This window comes from Streptomyces sp. JH002 (assembly GCF_050916115.1).
Taxonomy (GTDB): domain Bacteria; phylum Actinomycetota; class Actinomycetes; order Streptomycetales; family Streptomycetaceae; genus Streptomyces; species Streptomyces xiamenensis.
Genome location: NZ_CP087989.1, coordinates 6069710 through 6087749, shown reverse-complemented (window position 1 = coordinate 6087749; position 18040 = coordinate 6069710). Strand labels below are relative to the sequence as shown.

Here is an 18040-nt window from a genome sequence, read left to right as displayed (position 1 = left end):
ACCGGGGGCGGTGGGGGGAAGAGTGATCAGCTCAGCGTCGCGCCGCCGAGCCCTCGGGCCCCGAGCCAGCGCAGCTGCTCGACCGGCTGCGAGGCCCGGCCGCCCGCGTGGTCGCCGAACTGCCAGACGGTGATGTCCTTCTCGCCGGCGTAACGGTTGTAGGCGGCGAAGACGGTGGAGGGCGGGCAGACCGGGTCCATCAGGGCCACGCTGAAGAGGGTGGGCGCGGAGGCCCGCGGAGCGAAGTGCAGCCCGTCGAAGTAGCTCAGGGTACGGAAGACCCGGTCCGGGTTCTCCCGCTGGTGGACCCCGAGGTAGTCGGCTATCTCGGGATAGGGGCCGGCGCTCGCGATGTCGGCGGAGCGCCGGTAGTGGCACAGGAACGGCACATCGACCAGCGCCGCCGCCACCGCGTCGCCCAACAGCCCGGCGGTGGACAGGGCGAGCCCGCCACCCTGGCTGCCGCCGGCCACGATGACGCGGGCGGGGTCGATGGCCGGGTGCTCGCGCAGCGCGTCGACCGCGCGGACGCAGTCGGTCATGATCCGGCGGTAGTAGTAGTGCTCCGGATCCTCGATGCCGCGGGTCATGAAGCCCCTGACGTGCTGCGGGAAGGGCACCGGGTCCGGGTCGGGAGTGTCGTGGCCCTGGCCGCGGCTGTCCACGATCAGGTGCGCGTACCCGGCGGCGCTCCACAGCAGGTGCTCGGTGTGCAGCCCCCGCCCGCCGCTGTACCCGATGTACTGCACCACCGCGGGCAGCGGTCCCCGCGCGCCGCGCGGCAGCAGCAGCCAGGCGGCGATGGGCTGGCCGCCCCAGCCGGGGAACCGCACGTCGAAGACATCGACGGCGGCCAGCGGCGAGTCGGTGACCGGGGTGTAGGTGGCGGGCTGCCCGGCGGCGGCGCGCGCGGTGGCCAGGGTCCTGGCCCAGAAGTCGTCGAAGTCGGCAGGGGCCGGCACCTCGGGACGGTACTCGCGCAGCTCATCGAGCGGCAGATCGGTCAGCGGCATCAGGGTCCTCGTTTTCTCGCTGTTCAAGCGCTTACCAGGGCAGAAGCCAAGCCGCAGTTCCCGCCGTGGTCAACGGGTGGATGATACGGATACGGCATGGAGTGGTTCGGCGACCCCGACGCTTGGCTCAGCAGAGTGGTGATCCAGCGCGGACTGGCCCTGATCTACCTGCTCGCCTTCCTCGGGGCGCTGCGGGAGTTCCGCCCGCTGGCCGGGGAGCGGGGCATCACCCCGGCGCCGTCGTTCCTGCGGTCCGTGCGGTTCCGGGACGCCCCCGGCCTCCTCTCGCTCGGCTACACCGACCGCCGGCTGACCGTGGTGGCGGCAACCGGCGCAGCGCTGGCGGCCGCGGTGGCCCTGGGCGCGGCGGACGCGGTCCCGCTGTGGACGTCGATGCTGCTGTGGTTCGTTCTGTGGGCGCTGTATCTGTCCATCGTGAACATCGGCCAGGTCTGGTACGCGTTCGGCTGGGAGACGCTGCTGCTGGAGGCGGGCTTCGTGGCGATCTTCCTGGGAAACGCGCGGATCGACCCGCCGGTGCTCACCCTGTACCTGCTGATCTGGCTGGTCTTCCGGGTCGAACTGGGCGCCGGACTGATCAAATGGCGCGGTGACCGCTGCTGGCGGCGACTGACCTGCCTGTACTACCACCACGAGACCCAGCCGATGCCAGGACCGCTCAGCTGGTGGTTCCACCACCTGCCCCGGCCGCTGCACCGGGTGGAGACCGCCGCCAACCACGTGGCCCAGCTGATCGTCCCCTTCGCGCTGTTCGCACCGCAGCCGGTGGGCAGCTGGGCGGCCGCGGTGGTGATCGTGACCCAGCTGTGGCTGATCGCCTCGGGGAACTTCGCCTGGCTCAACTGGCTCACCCTGCTGCTGGCCGTGGCGGCGGTGGACGGCGCCCTGGCGGCCCGCCACCTGCCCCTGCCGGCCCCGCCGGGTGGCGGCCAGGGCGAGGCCCCGGTGTGGTTCGCCGTCCTGGTCGGGGCGGTGACGGTGCTGATCGCCGTGCTCAGCTACTGGCCGGTCCGCAACCTCCTCTCCCCCGCCCAGGCGATGAACCGGTCCTTCAACAGCCTCCATCTGGTCAACACCTACGGAGCGTTCGGAACCGTGACCCGGCAGCGGTACGAGGTGATCCTGGAGGGCACCGACGACCCGGAGCCGGGCAGGCTCACCCAGTGGCGGGCGTACGAGTTCCACGGCAAGCCGGGGGCGGTGCACCGCAGGCCGCGCCAGTTCGCCCCGTTCCATCTGCGCCTGGACTGGCTCATGTGGTTCGCGGCCCTCACCCCCGGCTACCCGGCCCCCTGGCTCCCCCGCCTCGTCGACCGCCTCCTGGCCGGCGACCGCCCCACCCTGCGCCTGCTGCGCGTCAACCCCTTCCCCGACACCCCGCCCACATACATCAGGGCCCGCCTGTACCGCTACCGCTTCACGACCCGGGCGGAACACCGCACCACCCACGCCTGGTGGCACCGCACCGAGCTGGGCGATCACCTCCCGCCCCGGCGCCGCCAACAGCCACCCGGAGCAAGCACCAGCTGAAATGCGGTATGGTTCTACTGCACGCAGACGAGGGGCAAAGCCCCAGGTCACAAGGCACCGGGACGTGGCGCAGCTTGGTAGCGCACTTGACTGGGGGTCAAGGGGTCGCAGGTTCAAATCCTGTCGTCCCGACGGTGCGAAGGGCCGGTGGGCCGGGAGAATCCTCCCAGCTCACCGGCCCTTTCTATGCTCCGATTCTGGTTCACCGGACGACGCGCAGATGCCGCTGAGGCCTCTCCTTTGGGACCACTTTGGGACCAGCCGCCTCCCGGCCCTCCGCGAGGTGAGCTGCCAGGGCCATTCCGGCCTCCCCGATGGCCCGGCGGTCGGGATGCAGATACCGCTGCGTGGTGACAGCGATCCGTGTCCGGCGATCAGCCGCAGCACGTGCACCTTGACCCCCGCGTCGGCCATCCACGTCAGCCCGGTGTGCCGCAGATCGTGACGGCGCAGATGTTCGTATCCGAGAGCGACGACGACCTCGTCCCAGTGCGTGGCGTCACGCAGGACGGCGGTGGTGATCCTCCCGCCCCTGGGACCGGTGAACAGACGGGCCATGGGCCGGTATCCGACGGCTTCCAGGCGCTGGATCACCAGAGGCCGGATCTGCGGAATGATCGGCACCGTCCGCCGCCGCTTGCCCTTGGTCGCCTTGTCCATCAGCCCGCCGGGGCCAGGCGTGGTCTGGCGGCACACGTCCCATTCCCAGGTGCGGGTGTTGATGTCCTTGGTCCGCACCCCGGACGTCTCACCGATCCGCGCTGCGGTGCAGGCGGTGAACTTCACGGCGCTGCCCCAGCCGGCGTACTGGTCGGCCGATCGCTCGACGAGGGCCTGGGCGAGTTCCTCCAGGGCCTGCCAGTCCCGCAGGGCAAGTGAGCGCGGGTCATCCAGTTCGTCCTCGGCGCGCTTGAACTCGCCTTTCCAGCCGGTGATGCGGGCCGGGTTGATGTCGATGATGCCGTCGCGCACCGCCTGTTCCATTACCCGCACCAGCGCGGCGAGGGTGTTCTTGACGGTGGACATGCCGCAGCCATCGGCGATCCACCCGTAGGCGGCCCGGTCCACGGTCCCGGCGAGGATGTCCCGCACTTCCAGATGCCCGAGTGCGGGAACGATCCGAAGGCGCCATCCGGCACCGTAGGGGTCCATGGATTTCGCTTCCAGGCCCCGCATCGCAAGGGCCCATTCGCTCTCCCCGTAATCGGCGAGTTTCGCCGCCGCACGATCCGGTGTGATGCCCCGGTTCGCCGCCCGGCGCATGCGCTCCAGCCACTGTTTGGCCGCAACTTCATCCGGCAGCATTTCCGAGCGGGACAGGCGGCGCCGGGTTTCCGGATCGAACCAGCGCACACGGGCCCGGAAAGGATGGGGATTGCCTTCCCGGAACTCGATGTCCTCCGACAGTTTCACCCCCATCGGAGGCAGCCGCACCATCATCAGGCAGCCACGTCGGGGACGATACGGCGTGAGGCCAGCCAGGCTTCGACATCGGGCGCGCTGTACACGGTCGTCCGCGACGTCAGCCGCACGAACGGAGGCCCCTGAAGAGGCGATACCGTCCGCCGCCGCAGCGTCGAAGCATCCACATCTATCAAGGACGCGACCTCTTCGGTCGTATACCAGCCCTGGTGCAGAAGATCAGCGGGACCATCCGCGCCCCCCTGCTCCCCCGCCTGCCCCAATAGCCCTGCCAGTTGGGCAATCGTCACCACATTGCCGCCCCGAGAAATTTTCCGCACAGAATCTCCTTCCGGGTCGCCCGCCCAATATGAGCTGGCAGCCCGGAACATTAGCCAGAGAATTCCGGCCACCCCAACAAACGTGATACAAGTTCTCCTGGGGCAGAATCACCATCCCGGAAAACAGCACCCAGCAATCACGTAATCTCACACAGCGGGAATCCCAAGAGCATCAACGGACTCATAATCCGTCGGCCGTGGGTTCGAGTCCCACCCGCCCCACCCCGGCAGGCCGGGCACGCAAGCGCCCGGCCTGCGGTTTCTCCCGAAGACCCACGCCCGCCGCGGCGCACCAAGATCACGAGCTGGCCCCTTGCTGGCCCCAAGTGTTCGGCCGACAGTGCGGAGGACACGTTCCCACGACTGGCAATGAACCACACCACCTACGCGACGACCGTCGTCACCTCGGCAACAACCGGGTGGCGGCCCTCCGGCTCCAGCCTAGGCAACGCGCTGCCCCTGGTCACCGCGGCCATGCTGCTCGGCCTCGCCGGCGCCGCCCGCGCCCGCATCTCCCTCACCCCGGCGGGCCGCGAGTACACGGGAGCTGGCATCCTGCGGCTCAAGGAACTCTTCTCCCGCCACGCCCTCGCCCGCGCCCCGCTGGTCCAGTCGTCGCCCGTGCCCTGCGCACTCTGCGCGAGGACTTCTTCCTCAACCTCCTACACCGCGGCATCACCCCCAGGGAGACCCGCGCCCAACTGGACACCGCCGTCGACTGGGCCGGCCTCTGTTCGCCCGGTGCGGCTGGCACCCGGCCGAGAACTCCCGCATCATCACCGCCAGAGCCACCCCCTCCGACGCCGACCTGCGCGCCTGGACCACCGTCCTGCGGCGCCGGGACCAAACCGAGGACCTCGTCGCCACCGCCCGCGCCGCGGACTTCCTGTACGTGGAGTGGCGCCGCCTGCACCGCGCTGGGATGCGCCGCGGCCAGGACGACGTCCTCACCCACACCGCTGCCTCCCTGACCTGCCGCGTCTACACCTCCAACGTCATCCCGGCTTCTTCCAGACCGCCCCCTACGCCACCGCCCTGGTGCGCAGCATCGCCGACTTCCAGGGCGCCCCCGACGACGTCGCCGAGGCGGTCTGCGCGCGCCTGTCCCGCGCCCGGTACCTGTATGAGGGCCGGCACCGGTTCGTCGTGCTTCTCGAGGAGTGGGTGCTCCACTCCCTCATTGGCACCGAGGAGGAAAAGGCCGGCCAACTCACGCAGCTGCTGAACGTGATGCTGCTGCCGTCGGTCTCACTCGGCAATCTCCCCCTCGGCACCCCACGCACGGTAAGTCCGCTGGAGGCGTTCTACCTCTACGACGACCACCAAGCCGTCATCGAGACCCTGATGGCCTCGATCACCGTGCGCCAGCCCCGCGAGCTAGGCGGTTTCGTTTGGATCATCGGGCGGACCAGAGGAAGATGCCCGCTATGTGGAGTCCGGCAAGGTAGATGGTGGCGGTCTTCTCGTAGCGGGTGGCGATGCCTCGCCACTGCTTCAGGCGATTGATGCACCGCTCGACGGTGTTGCGCTGCTTGTAGGTCTCGCGGTCGAATGCCGGTGGCCTGCCGCCTCGGCTGCCTCGGCGGAGCCGGTGGCTGCGCTGGTCTGCGCGAACGGGGATCACGGCCCGGATACCGCGCTTGCGCAGGTGTGCGCGGATCGCGCGGGAGGAGTACGCCTTGTCGGCCAGGACCACGTCCGGTCCGGTGCGGGGCCGGCCTCGCGGACGGGGAACACGCAGGCGGGCCATGACCTCGGTGAAGGCAGGTGCATCACCGGCCTGGCCTGCGGTGAGGACGAACGCGAGGGGCCGGCAGCGGGCATCGGCGGCGAGGTGGATCTTTGTGGTCAGTCCGCCGCGGGAGCGGCCGATGGCGTGATCGGGCGGCTCGCCGGCCGGGGCCCCTTTTTGCGGGCTCCGGCCGCGTGCTGGTGGGCCCGCACGATCGTGGAGTCGACCGAGACGGCCCAGTTGAGGTCCTCGTCCGCGTCGGCCTGCGCCACCAGAGCGGTGAACACCCGCTCCCAGGTGCCGTCGACGGCCCACATCCGCAGCCGGTTGTAGACCCCTCGCCAGTTACCGTACTTCTCCGGCAGGTGGACCCACCGCGTGCCGGTCTGGAACGTGTAGGCGATCGCGTCGATCACCTCACGATGGTCACGCCAGCGGCCACCCCGCTTCGGCGTCCGGTCCGGGAGCAACGGCTCGATCCGCGCCCACTGCGCATCAGTCAACGGCACACCCCGACCGACGACCGACTGATCCAAACGAAGCGGCCTAGGTCCCAGTCTCCAGGTGTCCACGATCAAGGGGAAGCTTCACTGTCGGGGTTGGCCCCGGCGGTGACCAACAGCTGCCCGGCGGTTTCGGTGCCGACGCTTGGTAGCGCGAGCAGTTGGGCCGCGGTGTGGGTGATCAGGACACGCAGCTCGGTGGTGATCCGCAAGCACTGTCCTCTCCCCCATAACGCCGCGCCACCAACTCCCTCTCGCCCCTTCTCTAGTCTCGGTCTTCTTCGGCGCGTGCAGCACGCGGGCCACGCCGACACACAACCCGCCAGACGACGCACCGCCCCGGAGGCACTCCCGCGCCGCACCGCACCCCCTTCTCTCCTTCTTTCCGGCCGACGGGGTGCGGGAGTGCGGTGCGGTTCGTGTCGAGGAGTTCGGCCCGCTCCATGAGTCCATGACCGCGAGGTTGCGAATAAGTGCCGCTCAGCCCAGGGAGCCGGGAGCGGTCGGGGGCGATCCGGCGCCGACCGGCCCCAGGGCGTGGAGCAGGACGTGATCCAGTGCTCGCTTGTTCTCCGCCGTGATGCCGGCCAACAGCTCGGCGTCCAGCTCGGCGGCGACGGTGCGGGCGTCGGAGAGCAGTGAGCTGCCGCGGTCGGTCAGTTCGAGACGTGCCCGATGTCCCTGTCCGGGCAGCGTGCGGCGCACCGCCCCAAGCTGCTCGAGCATGAGGATGGTGGCGCGCATGCTCTGGCTCGTGACGCCGGCTCTGCGGGCCAGGTCGCTGTAGGACAGGTCGCTGTCGCGGGCGACGTGGCCAAGGGCCCCGAGCAGGCGCATCGACAGGCCGAGGCCGGCGAGCCGCTCGTCCAGTCTCTCCTGCAGACGGCGGCCGCCAGTGATCAGCAGCATCACGGTCGACAGTGCACTCTCCGACGCCTCGCCGCTCATCTGAGTCTCTCCCCATGTCGGATGCTTCCGGCACAGTCTCCCAGACTCAGGGGATCACACCGGATCGGAGATCCCCAGCCGTTCCGCAGCCCGACGTGCGATCGGGGAGACGGCCTCTGTCCACGCGTGCGTTTCCGCGAGGGCATCCCGGGTGAGTTCCGGGCCGGCCAGCTCGGGGGTGCCCACTCCGAACAGGGGGTGCGGCGCGTACTCGGCATTCAGCTCCATCCGGCGCGCGGCTTCGGTGCCGAAGAAGTCCTGGATCAGCCGCTCTGCGATCTCGAAACACCCGGTCGCCGGCGGGCCCGCGGTGATCCGGCTCCGGTCCTCCACGACTTCGCTGGTCTCGACCACCGTCGCACCGAACTGACCCAGCAGGCCGTAGAAGTGGTAGTTGGTCGTGGCTCGGTATCCGCGGAGCAGACCGGCTGCACCCAGAACCAGGCTGCCCTCGCACACGCCAGCGACCCACTTCGCACGGGAGCCCCGGTCGGCGAGAAACGCAAGCGTGTCGGGGTCCTCCATCAGCTCGGGCGGCGTCGCCCCGATCAACAGGGCGTCCAGGTCGGCGGGACAGTCCGCGAAAGTGGTGGTCGCGCGTGTGGGGAACCCCGCGAAACCCGAGAACTCCTCCAAGTCCTTCCAGACGAGGTGCAGATTCACTCCGGGCATGCAGCCCAGGGCGGCGTGGAACGCGATGACGTCGACCGGTGCATAGTCGGGGCACACCACGATCGCGATCTCAAGACTGCGCTGTTCGTTGGACATGGTCCTTCTTCCTCTCGACTTACAGTCACGCTACAAGCTTGACTGTAAGTTTGTCGAACCGGGGGTCCGGCTCGACCTCGAGAGGCTCTCGGCCGTGGGTCGTGCACCACAGTCCACTGGTTCCGGCGACCTTGACGTCCGGCCATCCTGGCGGCCCTCGCCCGCAACAAGGCCCTGGCCACCGCCGTCGCCGAAGCGGCAGAGTTGTCCCGTGAGTGCGTCTACCTGATCCGCGGCGGTCGCCGATGCACCGCTACCGAACCTCGAGGACCTGCCTCCAGATGGTTGATCTGCTTTGCGGGCTGCCCGGAAAGGCGAAGAGTGTCCAGAATCGGTGGTGTTGAAGCCCGTTCGACCCCGAGGGATCGCCATGCACACCGATCTGGACACTCTCCTGACCGCACTGTATGTCGAGCTGGACGACGGCATCATCCCCTCGCGCATGCCGCGTTCGGGTCCCGGCCGTCCACGGGAGGTGACCGACGCGGAGCTGGTGTGCCTGGCCGTGGCCCAGGTGCTGCTGCGGTTCAACGACGAGCGGCACTGGCTGCGCTCGGCCCCGGCTCTGGTCGGGCACCTCTTCCCCCGGCTGCTGTCGCAAAGCGCGTACAACCAGCGGCTGCGCGAGGCGGGCGACCTGATGGAGACGGCCCTGCGCTTGCTGTGCTTCCTCGACAACACCGGCGAGGCCCTGGCCGGCCTGCTGCGGCCCGGCAACGCCGCGGCCAACACCGCCACCGACCACATCACCGTGCTCGACGCCGCACTCGCCCAGCTCCCCAACGCCCACCGCCACGGCACCAGCATCCTCATCCGCGCGGACAGCGCCGGATCCACCAAAGCGTTCCTGGCCCACATCCGCCACCTGCGCTCGCGCGGGATCCACACCTCCTTCTCCGTCGGATGGTCCATCACCGAACCGGTCCGCCGGGCGATACGCCAACTGCCCGACCAGGTCTGGCACCCTGCCCTCGAACAGGACGGCACCCTGCGACCAGGCGCCCAGGTCGCCGAGCTCACCGGCCTGGTCGACCTGCCGGGCCTGCCCGAGGACACACGGATCATCGTCCGCCGCGAGCGCCCGCATCCCGGCGCCCAACTGTCCCTGTTCGATCTCGACGAGGGCATGCGCCACCAGGTCTTCCTCACCGACACCCCCTACGGCGAAGGCTCCTTGCAGTATCTGGAAGTCCGCCACCGCGCGCACGCCCGCGTCGAGGACCGCATCCGCTGCGGCAAGACGACCGGTTTCGGCCGCTTCCCCTCCCGGCACTTCCACGTCAACCAGGCGTGGCTGGAGCTGTCCCTGACCACCCTGGACCTGCTCGCCTGGACCCGCCTCCTGCTGCTGGAGGGCGAACTGGCAGCCGCCGAGCCGAAGAAGCTCCGCTACCGGCTGCTGCACGCGGCTGCCCGCATCACCCGCGGCGGGCGCCGCATGCACCTGCGGATCGCCGCAAACTGGCCCTGGCGAAACGATCTGACCAGCGCATTCTCCCGCCTTGCGGCACTGCCACGGCCAGCCACCTGAACCTCGGCACCGTCCCTGCACACCCACGACCCGAGGAAACCCTGGAGAACCCGACCCGCGCGTCGGGCCTCGACCATGCCCGCCCGGCAGCCAACGATCAGAAACCCCACTACACAGCCATCACTCCAGCTCAGCCACCCGAAGCGAAATGGGGAGGTTAGTGAGTTGTCGAGCCAGAGGTGCCATCGCATCTGTTCAGCGATGAATCTGCTCAAGCAGGGCAAGGCCGGCAGGCAGAGGACACAAGAAGCCCGCTCAGCAAGAGTGGACAGTAAAGCAGTGAGCTGAGATGCGTTGTGGCCGCCCGGGAACGAAGGCACTCGCGGCCACGAAGCTCTGGTGGTATCGGCAGGCAGAGCAGGGGCCAACGTCTGCATCCGTTGAGCCTTCGCGCCGCTTGGCGCGTGCACTGCCACCGAAGCGGTTGGACACCCGCGCGCCGAAGCTCGACTGAAACCGGCTGACGGTCTTCGGCGTGTGGCCCTTCTCCGCGAGGAACATCGCCGCTTACGGCAGCGTCTCGGCCAGCTCCAGCTCAGGGCGCTCGCCCATCAGCCGCGCCAGGATGATCTTCCCCATTGCGGTGGCCTAGGCCGTGTATCGAAAGTGGATCTTGGGTTGTGAATGATCACAGGTCATGGGTCGGGGAGATCTCACAGATGAGCAGTGGGCAGTGCTGGAGCCACTGTTGCCGAAGGGTGCCAGGGCGGGGCGGCCACCGGTCTGGCCCCGACGGCAACTGATCGACGGCATACGGTTCAGGGTCCGAACCGGAGTTCCGTGGCGAGATATCCCGGTCGGATACGGACCGTGGAACCGGGTCTACGACCTGTTCCGCCGGTGGCAGCGGAACGGCACGTGGCACCGGATTCTCACCCAGCTCCAGTCCCTGGCCGACGCGAAAGGCGCAATCGCGTGGGACCTGAGTGTCGACCCCACCGTGTGCCGCGCCCATCAGCATGCGGCTGGGGCCTGCAAGCAGGGTGACCTGCAGAAGGAACCACCGGGCGGTGTGTTCACCGAGCCCGGAGATCACGGACTGGGACGCTCGCGCGGCGGGTTTACCACCAAGCTGCACCTGGCCGTCGAGCAGGGTCAAAAGCCTATGTCGATCGTGGTGACCGCCGGGCAGAGCGGGGACTCACCGCAGTTCGAACCCGTGCTGGAGAAGGTTCGCGTACCCCGCATCGGGCCGGGCCGGCCACGCGTCCGCCCCGATCGCGTGCGGGCCGACAAGGCGTACGCCTCCCGCAGAAACCGCGCCTACCTGCGCCGACGCGGGATCCGCTGCACCATCCCCGACAAGGCAGACCAGGCACGCAACCGCCAGAAGCTCGGCTCCCGTGGCGGCCGGCCGCCGCATTTCGATCCTGCCGACTACCGCGAGCGCCACGCGGTCGAGTGCGGGATCAATCGCCTCAAGCGGCACCGGCCGTGGCCACGAGATACGACAAACTCGCCGTCCGCTACGAAGCCACTGTGTTGGTCGCGGCGATCAACGAATGGATATCAACGGCTCCGGCGTACTCATGATTGCTAGCCTCACCGGCTATGAAGCAGCGCCAGCAGAAGAAGCTCTCCCGCCACCTCTTCGAAGCAGTCCTGGCAGGTGACGCCGTGCGCACTAAAGCCCTGTTGCGCAGTGGAGCAAGTCCAGAGAGACGGAACAGTGACGGCACCACTCCGCTATACCTGGCTTCAGTGCAGGGCGAAACCGAGATAGCTCGTCTACTCATGGAAGCCGGTGCTTCTCCCGACACCGAAAGCAGCGGCCTCGGCTCTGAGGGCACACCGCTCTGCGCAGCCGCCTGCTGGGGGCACACCGAAACGATCCGGCAGTTGTTGGCGCATGGCGCCGATCCGAACATTCACGAAGACCACGGCACAGGCAAGTCCCCGCTGGACTGGGCGAACAGCGGCCCTCACCCTGACACTGCCGAAATCCTCAGGGCAGCAGGGGCACAACCGACAACTCACCTAACTCCATAGCTAACGCGCCTCAGCACTCACTTTCGCAACAGGGCCTAGGACTCCGGCAGCACCGGCCGCAGAATCGTCAGGATCTCCGCCTGCTCCCGGTGCAACAGCGGACCGACCGCCGCCAGCTCACGAGGCGCTGGCACGGCGGCCGCCACCTCCACCTCCCGGGTACGCCCTACGAAGTGAGCCTGGGCATGGGGCGCCCTCCCACCCAGCGGCGTCCGCGCGTCAGGACGCGAACATGGTCCTGCGGCGAGAGGGGGAACAGGGCATAGACTTTCGTTTCACTGCGGAAGCGTGGGTGGGTGCGTCGGCCCTCCAGAGGTCGTTGCCCCGTGCGTGACACCCGCGTCGGTCCGGCCACCGTGCAAGCACAGCCGCGCCCCGCAGGTCCCCTCGGCGCCCGCGTCCGACCAGGTCGGCGCGTTTGTGCGACCACTCCGATGCCGGGCGCCCCTGCAAGGCTGGGACCACTTTGGGACCACACGTCGCGCACAGCCCAGCCCCGAAGCACCTCCCACCTACGTCATCTCGTTTCCGCCGGTCAGTCTGACCTGCGGAAATGCCCACTCCCATGATCTGGGGGTCAAGGGGTCGCAGGTTCAAATCCTGTCGTCCCGACGGTGTAGATGCAGGTCAGGGCCTGTTCTCCCTCACGGAGAACAGGCCCTGACGCATTTCCGGGCACATCTGGGAGTCAGCTGGGAGTCGATCTTGAGGCGGCCCGTTCCCCCAACAGCCGATCCAGAACCGCCACAGCCGAGCCGTCCGCCAGCTCAAGCCGCGCGTCGAGGGATGCCTCCCCCACCTCCGTCAGCCCCCGCACCAGCGCCGCCCGCATGGCCGGCGTCACCTGCGCGTACTGCGCCGACACCGACGTATCGATGTGCCCCATCCGCTCGTCCATCAGCACCTTCGGCGTGCCCAGTTCCTCCATGGTGGTGCCCCGTCAAAGGTTGTCCACCGCGGCGTCAGCTCTTCGACTGAGGCATCCAGCCCCGGGTCCCATCCGCTGTGCTCCGTACGGGTAGACAGTTCATCTGCCGACAGCGAGCCCCAGCAGACCTTCGGGTCCGGCCCCAGGGGGAACGTATCGGCCTGTCTGGCCACGACCCCGGCCCCGCAGCACCCCGGCGAGAGCGCCGACGAGGTCGAACGGGTTGCCCTCGTGCACGTCGTAGAAGGCGGCGGGCGGGGGATGGGTGGAGCTTTCGTCTGCCATACGGCCGATCCTGGATCAAGCGGCCTGCGGGCGCCGTCGACTTTTGCGCCAAGCGCCAGGGGAGACGCCTTCACGGCGGGAGAAGACGCGACTGAGGGCGGTGCCGGTCTCGTAGCCGACCCGCACGGCGATCTCCTGGACGCTCAACGGGGTGTCACGGAGCAGGGTCTTGGCCCGGTAGAGCCGCCACGAGGTGAGGTGGCCCAGCGGCGTCTCCCCGGTCTTGGCATGGAATGCGGCGGCGAAGGCGGAGCGGGACATGCCGGCGGTACGGGCGAGTTCGGCGACGGTCCAAGCCTGCGTGAGGTCGCCGTGCATGGCGTTCATGGCGGCGGAGAGCTGAGGGTCGCGGAGCGCGGCGAGCCAGCCGATGCCGCCGCTGCCGATGGAGGCGCAGCTGGCTCGCATCGCCTGCACGAAAAGCACATCGGCGAGTCGGCTGGCGATCAGTGCGGAGCCGATGCCGCCCTCGGACGCCTCTGCGTCGAGCAGGTCGAAGGTGGCACGAAGCGACTGGCCGGCGGCGTTGCCAAGATCGATGCGCAGCAACGGCGGCAAAGCGTCGAAGAGCGGTCCTGCGGCTGCGGCGTCGAAGGAGAACCGGCCGGAGAGGATCAGCGTCCGCTCACCATCGCCGCCGTGCTCGGCGATGTGGCCCTCGGACAGCGACTCGCAGTCTACGAGGGCGCGGCCTGGCGCGTCCTGGAGCGTGAACTCGACGTTGCTCTGAAGCAGGCAGCAGTCGCCGGCGACGAGCAGTTGCGGTTCGTCGAGCGACTTCGTGCCGAGCCAGCAGGAGCCCTCCGCGACCAGCAGCAGTCGGGCGGAGTCGCGCGACCGCACGGAGATGCCCCACGGTGCGCCGATGTTGAGCCGGGCGTACTGGGAGGGCCTGATGCTCATCGTGGTGAGCACGGTGTCGACGAGATCCATGACTCCTGGGCCCTGGACGATCGGTTGCAAACTTTGGACTCCAGGATACCGGTCGTCCAGCCCGGGCATCCTAGTGTCACGATCATGCAGTCATACCGATTGAATGCCGACCGCGTCCTCGAACTGGTAGAGGGCCCCACGCCCACGCCCGGACGTGGCCAAGTCCTGATCCGCGTCATGGCCACCTCCCTGAACAGCCGTGACCTGGTGATCGCCAGCGGCCTCTACCCGTTCCCGCCACTGCCGAACCTGATCCAGCTCTCCGACGCCGCCGGCGTGATCGAGGCTGTTGGGCCGGACACCACCCGGTTCCGGGTCGGCGACCGCGTGGTCAACTCGTTCAACCCGACATGGTATGGCGGCTCGGTGCGAAAGCTGGGCCAGATGTACGGCACCGACATCGACGGCTGGCTCAGTGACTACGCCGTCGTCGACGAGAACGTCCTGGTCTCCATGCCCGAGCACCTCAGCTTTGAAGAGGCCGCGACGCTGCCGTGCGCGGCCTTGACCGGTTGGTCCGCCGTGGCCGGCGTCGGGCCTGGCGACACCGTGCTGGTGCAGGGCAGCGGCGGCGTGTCGCTGTTCGCGTTGCAGTTCGCCCGCACCGTCGGCGCTCGAATCATCGCCACCACCTCCAGCGAGGCCAAGGCCGAGCGCCTGCTCGAACTCGGCGCCTCCGACGTCGTCAACTACGCCGAGACCCCTGACTGGGGCTCCGTCGTCCGCAAGGTCACCGACGACCGTGGCGTCGACATCGTCGTCGAAGTCGGCGGTGCCGCCACCATCTCCCAGTCCGTGGAGGCCCTCGCCCTGCACGGCACCATCTCCCTGGTCGGCCACCTCGGCGGCGCCGGGCAGGGCATGGACCTGATGCCTCTCTCCCTGCGCTTCGCCACACTCCGCGCGATCGGCGTCGGAAGCCGCAGCGACCTGGAGGCGATGAACCGCGTCATAGCCCAACACCGCGTCCGCCCCGTGATCGATCGAGTCTTCCCCTTCTCCGAGGCCCTACAGGCATTCGAGCACTTCGCACACGGCTCACGTTTCGGCAAGGTCGTGGTCAGCCACTAACGGCACTGGGTCGGAACCGGATGAGCGAGCAGGAACTGCCGGGGTACCGGCAGATCCTCGCCGCGGGGCACCCGCCCGTCGAGCCGCTCGATATCAGGCCGGCCGTCATCGCCGAGCGGCTGATGGCGGACCTGGAGCAGACACACGGGCACCGGCGGCAGTTGGCGGCCGAAACTCTTGGGCTGGCGGCAGCCGGCGACGGCCGGGCCTGAACGTGCGCCAGCAGGCACAGTAGGGGCGGGGCGCGGGGAGAAGCCTCCCGGCGCCCCCCTTCGTCTTGCTGCGCCGGACAGTGGCGACAGGGCCCCGGCCCAGGGCGGCGGCGGGGGTCTGCTGATCGGGCCGTACGGGCGCCGTGCCGGGTGTCCATCGCACGATGATGGTGCCGTAGCGGTCAGCAACCGCCTGGACGTGGCCGGCGTCCACGGTCTCGGGGATGAGCGGGAACCCGGCGGCCCGCAGGGTTCCTTCGACGGCCGGCAGGAGCGGGACGCGGGCGGGCGCGGGCGGTGTCGCGGCGGGCGCCGGGGCCCGGGCGGCCTCGATGATGCTGGCGGCGGTGCCCGCGATGACCGCGTAAGGTGCACGGCGTCATCTGCGAGGTGTCGCCCCCGGCGGCGGTGTTCGCCACCAGCGGGACGAGGCACAGCGGCACGACCGCCATGCACAGCACGCTGATCCTGGCGCGGGCCCGGGGCAGCCGACAGGCCGCGGTGCCGAGACCGGCGGCGACAGCCAGGGAGTACCACCAGCCATCAGCGGCGGACGCGATGAGGCCGGTCATCGGTTGGCCCCGGTGCGGTGGGCGGTCATGGTGCGGCCGGCACGGTAGGTACCGATGGGCCGTGGATCGCCCGAGTTCAGTGGCGTCATGCTCACTCCCCTTGTGGACAGTGGCGCCGGCACAGCTCTGGTGCCGGTTGTTCCGGGCCCGAGGTGCCCTGCAGCCGTACAAGGAAGGGGATGTGCGGTTTGTGACAGGGGGGTCGGCAGCGTTGTGCGCCGTGATCACCTCTGCGTGCCCGGCGTCGACTGGCACGATCGTCGCCCCTGTCGACGGACAACCGGGGCGACGGTCCTGCCTGGAAGAGGAGTCAGGGCGGGTCCCGTCTCGGTACCAGGCGCTTCCTCCTGGGGCGGCTGTCAGCTGGTCGGTTCCCGGGGAATGACCAGCTCGAAATACTTCTCGAGGTCGTCCTTGCTCATCTGGCCGTCCATGGACAGCGAGCTGCGCAATGCCCGGCCGGTGTCGTGGGCTGGGATGTCCCAGCGGGCGTTGGTCTCGCGGAGGATTTCGCCAATCGTCCACTGTGCGGAGTCGGGGTGGTGCTGGATGTACCAGTCGAGCTCTTCGCGACGGGAAGCGTCAGGTTCAGTGCGCACCGTGTGCCGGTCCAGGTCGGGCTCCCTGACCACGGAAGGGTGGCTCCGGCCGGTGCGGGTCAGGGCGTGCACCTCCTCACAACAGCCTTCCGGCATGGTGCCTGACACGGGTGATCGGTCCCGTTGGACCGGAGGAATGGGGCACCTCGCGCAACGGTTGATCTCCCGTATGAGCGGAACAAATGCAGTAGTGGCAAGCGCATATGGCGGCCCTGAGGTCCTGTCGGTGATCGATGTCGCCGTCCCGGAGCCGAAGCCGAACCAGGTACGGATCACGGTCCGCGCGGCCGGCGTCAATCCCTTCGACTACAAGTCGTACAGCGGGGCCTTCGGTGTCGATCCGGAGAGACTGCCGGTGCGGCTCGGTGTCGAGGCGGCGGGCGTGGTGACAGCGGTCGGTGCCGACGCGATCGGCCCCGCAGGTCCGATCGCGGTGGGTGACGAAGTGATCACCTACTCCGCGCCGGGGGCCTACGCCGCCGAAATCGTCGTGCCCGCCCCGTCCGTGGTGCCGAAGCCCGTCGCCCTGTCCTGGGAGCAGGCCGGCGGGCTGCTGGCCGCCGGGGTCACCGCCGTACACACGCTTGAGGCGATCGGCTTGGGCAAGGGCGAGACGGCGCTGATCCACGGTGCCGCGGGGGGCGTCGGTCTCGTGGCCGTGCAGCTCGCGGTGGCACGCGGCGCGACGGTCGTGGCCACGGCGAGCCGGGCCAAGCACGACCTCCTGCGAGAGCTGGGAGCGATCCCGGTCGTCTACGGGCCGGGGCTGGCGGACAGGGTGCGCGCGGTGGCGCCGGGGGGCGTGTACGCGGCCGCCGATCTCGTGGGCACCGAGGAGGCGGTGGACGTCTCCGTGGAGCTCGTGCCGGACCGCTTGCGTATCGCCACCATCGCGGGCCACGAGCGCGGGGCTCGCGCGGGAATCCAGCTCCTGGGTGGTGCGCCGGGCGCGGATCCCGGCACCGAGATCCGGGAAGCCGCCCGCCTGCAGCTCACGGAAGCCGCGACAGCAGGCCGCCTGCGCATCGTGATCGCGGACAGCTACCCCCTGCGCGAGGCCGCCACTGCCCACCGCGAGATCATGGCCGGCCACACCACGGGAAAGATCGTCCTGGTCCCGTAACCAGTTCCTGTCCCCGCACCGTGGAAACCACACCGCGAGCGGCCGCCCGCGCAATCACCGGTCCCAGTACACAACGGATCGGGTACGTGGGCGGCATGCGACCAGCTCGTCAGGTGTCCATGTCCTCGTTCTTGGCGCTCCATTCGATCAGCGGATGCAGGACACGCATCAGGCTGGCGCCCTGTTCGGTGGGCCGGTACGTGATCTGGACCGGCGTCGTCGGTACCACGAGCCGCTCAATGAGTCGGTGGCCCTCGAGTTCACGCAGACGCTGGGACAGAAGGTGGTTCGAGATTCCGGGGATCCGCGCTCGGTAGTCGACGAATCGGCGCGCGCCCCGCATCGCCGCCAGGAGCACCGCGGCGCTCCACTTCTTGCCCACGATCTCGACCGAGCGCTGAAAACTGCGGCACACGTCGTCGTCGATGTGTTCGTAGCTCGCTTCCGGGCGGCTCTGGCCCGCGGTGGCGGAGGAATCATCGGACTGTCGAGGACCGGTCATACGGTCACGATACTGGAGCGTGTCACTTTTGATGACCT

General features: G+C 69.1%; 18 protein-coding genes, 2 tRNA genes and 4 pseudogenes. 13 read left to right on the top strand and 11 right to left on the bottom strand.

From position 1 onward, the window contains the following. Positions 1-26: 26 nt before the first annotated feature. Positions 27-1013: an acetylxylan esterase gene (locus H7827_RS27985; protein ID WP_432747805.1), complete on the bottom strand. Its 987-nt coding sequence runs from the start codon at positions 1011-1013 to the stop codon at positions 27-29. Between the two features lie 96 nt (positions 1014-1109). Here H7827_RS27985 and H7827_RS27980 point away from each other — a divergent pair, with 96 nt between their 5' ends. Both H7827_RS27980 and H7827_RS27975 read left to right on the top strand, forming a co-directional pair. Beyond that, the gene (locus tag H7827_RS27980; protein WP_432747804.1) at positions 1110-2564 is read left to right on the top strand and encodes a lipase maturation factor family protein; all 1455 of its coding nucleotides are present in this window, start codon (positions 1110-1112) and stop codon (positions 2562-2564) included. A 58-nt stretch (positions 2565-2622) separates the two neighbouring features. Next, positions 2623-2696, top strand: a tRNA-Pro gene (locus H7827_RS27975). Between the two features lie 39 nt (positions 2697-2735). Here H7827_RS27975 and H7827_RS27970 read toward each other — a convergent pair. Next, positions 2736-4004: a site-specific integrase gene (locus tag H7827_RS27970; RefSeq protein WP_432747803.1), complete on the bottom strand. Its 1269-nt coding sequence runs from the start codon at positions 4002-4004 to the stop codon at positions 2736-2738. 453 nt (positions 4005-4457) lie between these two features. On the opposite strand from H7827_RS27970, the gene H7827_RS27965 reads away from it, so the two are divergent. The 3 genes and pseudogenes from H7827_RS27965 to H7827_RS27955 all read left to right on the top strand — a co-directional run bounded on the left by H7827_RS27965 (position 4458) and on the right by H7827_RS27955 (position 5812). Then, positions 4458-4528, top strand: a tRNA-Ile gene (locus H7827_RS27965). A gap of 147 nt (positions 4529-4675) precedes the next feature. After that, a pseudogene (locus tag H7827_RS27960) lies at positions 4676-4906 on the top strand (AAA-associated domain-containing protein); the annotation flags it as partial. 438 nt (positions 4907-5344) lie between these two features. Continuing rightward, on the top strand, positions 5345-5812 hold the full coding sequence (locus H7827_RS27955; RefSeq protein ID WP_432748071.1) for a Scr1 family TA system antitoxin-like transcriptional regulator: 468 nt from the start codon (positions 5345-5347) through the stop codon (positions 5810-5812). Here the strand turns inward: H7827_RS27955 and H7827_RS27950 are convergent. The 4 genes from H7827_RS27950 to H7827_RS27935 all read right to left on the bottom strand — a co-directional run bounded on the left by H7827_RS27950 (position 5703) and on the right by H7827_RS27935 (position 8257). After that, a protein-coding gene (locus H7827_RS27950) for an IS5 family transposase (protein WP_432747802.1) occupies positions 5703-6574 on the bottom strand; the annotation gives its coding sequence in 2 pieces (ribosomal slippage) (positions 5703-6208 and positions 6208-6574; 873 coding nt in all). The two genes, H7827_RS27955 and H7827_RS27950, sit on opposite strands and share 110 nt — an antisense overlap. Positions 6575-6612: 38 nt before the next feature. Further along, positions 6613-6753: a hypothetical protein gene (locus tag H7827_RS27945; protein ID WP_432747801.1), complete on the bottom strand. Its 141-nt coding sequence runs from the start codon at positions 6751-6753 to the stop codon at positions 6613-6615. Positions 6754-7021: 268 nt separating this feature from the next. Next, the gene (locus H7827_RS27940; RefSeq protein WP_432747800.1) at positions 7022-7450 is read right to left on the bottom strand and encodes a MarR family winged helix-turn-helix transcriptional regulator; all 429 of its coding nucleotides are present in this window, start codon (positions 7448-7450) and stop codon (positions 7022-7024) included. 93 nt (positions 7451-7543) lie between these two features. Continuing rightward, positions 7544-8257: a DJ-1/PfpI family protein gene (locus H7827_RS27935; protein WP_432747799.1), complete on the bottom strand. Its 714-nt coding sequence runs from the start codon at positions 8255-8257 to the stop codon at positions 7544-7546. A gap of 370 nt (positions 8258-8627) precedes the next feature. Between H7827_RS27935 and H7827_RS27930 the strand changes: the two are divergent. The 4 genes and pseudogenes from H7827_RS27930 to H7827_RS27915 form a co-directional block, all read left to right on the top strand. Next, positions 8628-8921, top strand: a pseudogene (locus H7827_RS27930) (IS982 family transposase); the annotation flags it as partial. Then, positions 8916-9788 (top strand): annotated as a pseudogene (locus H7827_RS27925) (transposase); the annotation flags it as partial. The pseudogenes H7827_RS27930 and H7827_RS27925, both read left to right, overlap by 6 nt. 637 nt (positions 9789-10425) lie before the next feature. Further along, positions 10426-11321 (top strand): IS5 family transposase gene (locus H7827_RS27920; RefSeq protein WP_432747797.1). Its coding sequence is split into 2 segments (ribosomal slippage): positions 10426-11221 and positions 11221-11321, totalling 897 coding nucleotides; the frame shifts between segments, so codons are not numbered across the junction. Positions 11322-11339: 18 nt separating this feature from the next. Then, positions 11340-11777 (top strand): ankyrin repeat domain-containing protein, encoded by a 438-nt coding sequence (locus H7827_RS27915; protein WP_432747796.1) that lies wholly within the window; start codon positions 11340-11342, stop codon positions 11775-11777. 688 nt (positions 11778-12465) lie between these two features. Here the strand turns inward: H7827_RS27915 and H7827_RS27910 are convergent. The 3 genes and pseudogenes from H7827_RS27910 to H7827_RS27900 form a co-directional block, all read right to left on the bottom strand. Next, positions 12466-12711 (bottom strand): annotated as a pseudogene (locus H7827_RS27910) (LacI family transcriptional regulator); the annotation flags it as partial. A 93-nt stretch (positions 12712-12804) separates the two neighbouring features. Next, positions 12805-12990, bottom strand: coding sequence for a hypothetical protein (locus H7827_RS27905; protein WP_432747795.1), 186 nt, complete (start codon positions 12988-12990; stop codon positions 12805-12807). A 15-nt stretch (positions 12991-13005) separates the two neighbouring features. Continuing rightward, positions 13006-13923, bottom strand: coding sequence for a cupin domain-containing protein (locus H7827_RS27900; protein ID WP_432747794.1), 918 nt, complete (start codon positions 13921-13923; stop codon positions 13006-13008). 84 nt (positions 13924-14007) lie between these two features. Here H7827_RS27900 and H7827_RS27895 point away from each other — a divergent pair, with 84 nt between their 5' ends. From H7827_RS27895 to H7827_RS27885, 3 genes are all read left to right on the top strand, one after another. After that, positions 14008-14994, top strand: a complete 987-nt coding sequence (locus H7827_RS27895) for a zinc-dependent alcohol dehydrogenase family protein (RefSeq protein WP_432747793.1) — start codon at positions 14008-14010, stop codon at positions 14992-14994. A 20-nt stretch (positions 14995-15014) separates the two neighbouring features. Beyond that, complete coding sequence (locus H7827_RS27890; RefSeq protein ID WP_432747792.1) at positions 15015-15206, top strand: hypothetical protein; 192 nt, start codon at positions 15015-15017, stop codon at positions 15204-15206. Between the two features lie 224 nt (positions 15207-15430). Further along, positions 15431-15574 (top strand): hypothetical protein, encoded by a 144-nt coding sequence (locus H7827_RS27885; RefSeq protein ID WP_432747790.1) that lies wholly within the window; start codon positions 15431-15433, stop codon positions 15572-15574. Between the two features lie 563 nt (positions 15575-16137). On the opposite strand, the gene H7827_RS27880 is transcribed toward H7827_RS27885, so the two are convergent. Beyond that, positions 16138-16485 (bottom strand): hypothetical protein, encoded by a 348-nt coding sequence (locus H7827_RS27880; protein ID WP_432747789.1) that lies wholly within the window; start codon positions 16483-16485, stop codon positions 16138-16140. An 82-nt stretch (positions 16486-16567) separates the two neighbouring features. Between H7827_RS27880 and H7827_RS27875 the strand changes: the two genes are divergently transcribed. Then, entirely contained in the window at positions 16568-17500 is a 933-nt protein-coding gene (locus tag H7827_RS27875) for a quinone oxidoreductase family protein (protein WP_432747788.1), read from the top strand. 109 nt (positions 17501-17609) lie between these two features. On the opposite strand, the gene H7827_RS27870 is transcribed toward H7827_RS27875, so the two are convergent. Beyond that, positions 17610-18002 (bottom strand): winged helix-turn-helix transcriptional regulator, encoded by a 393-nt coding sequence (locus H7827_RS27870; RefSeq protein ID WP_432747787.1) that lies wholly within the window; start codon positions 18000-18002, stop codon positions 17610-17612. Positions 18003-18040: the final 38 nt, after the last annotated feature.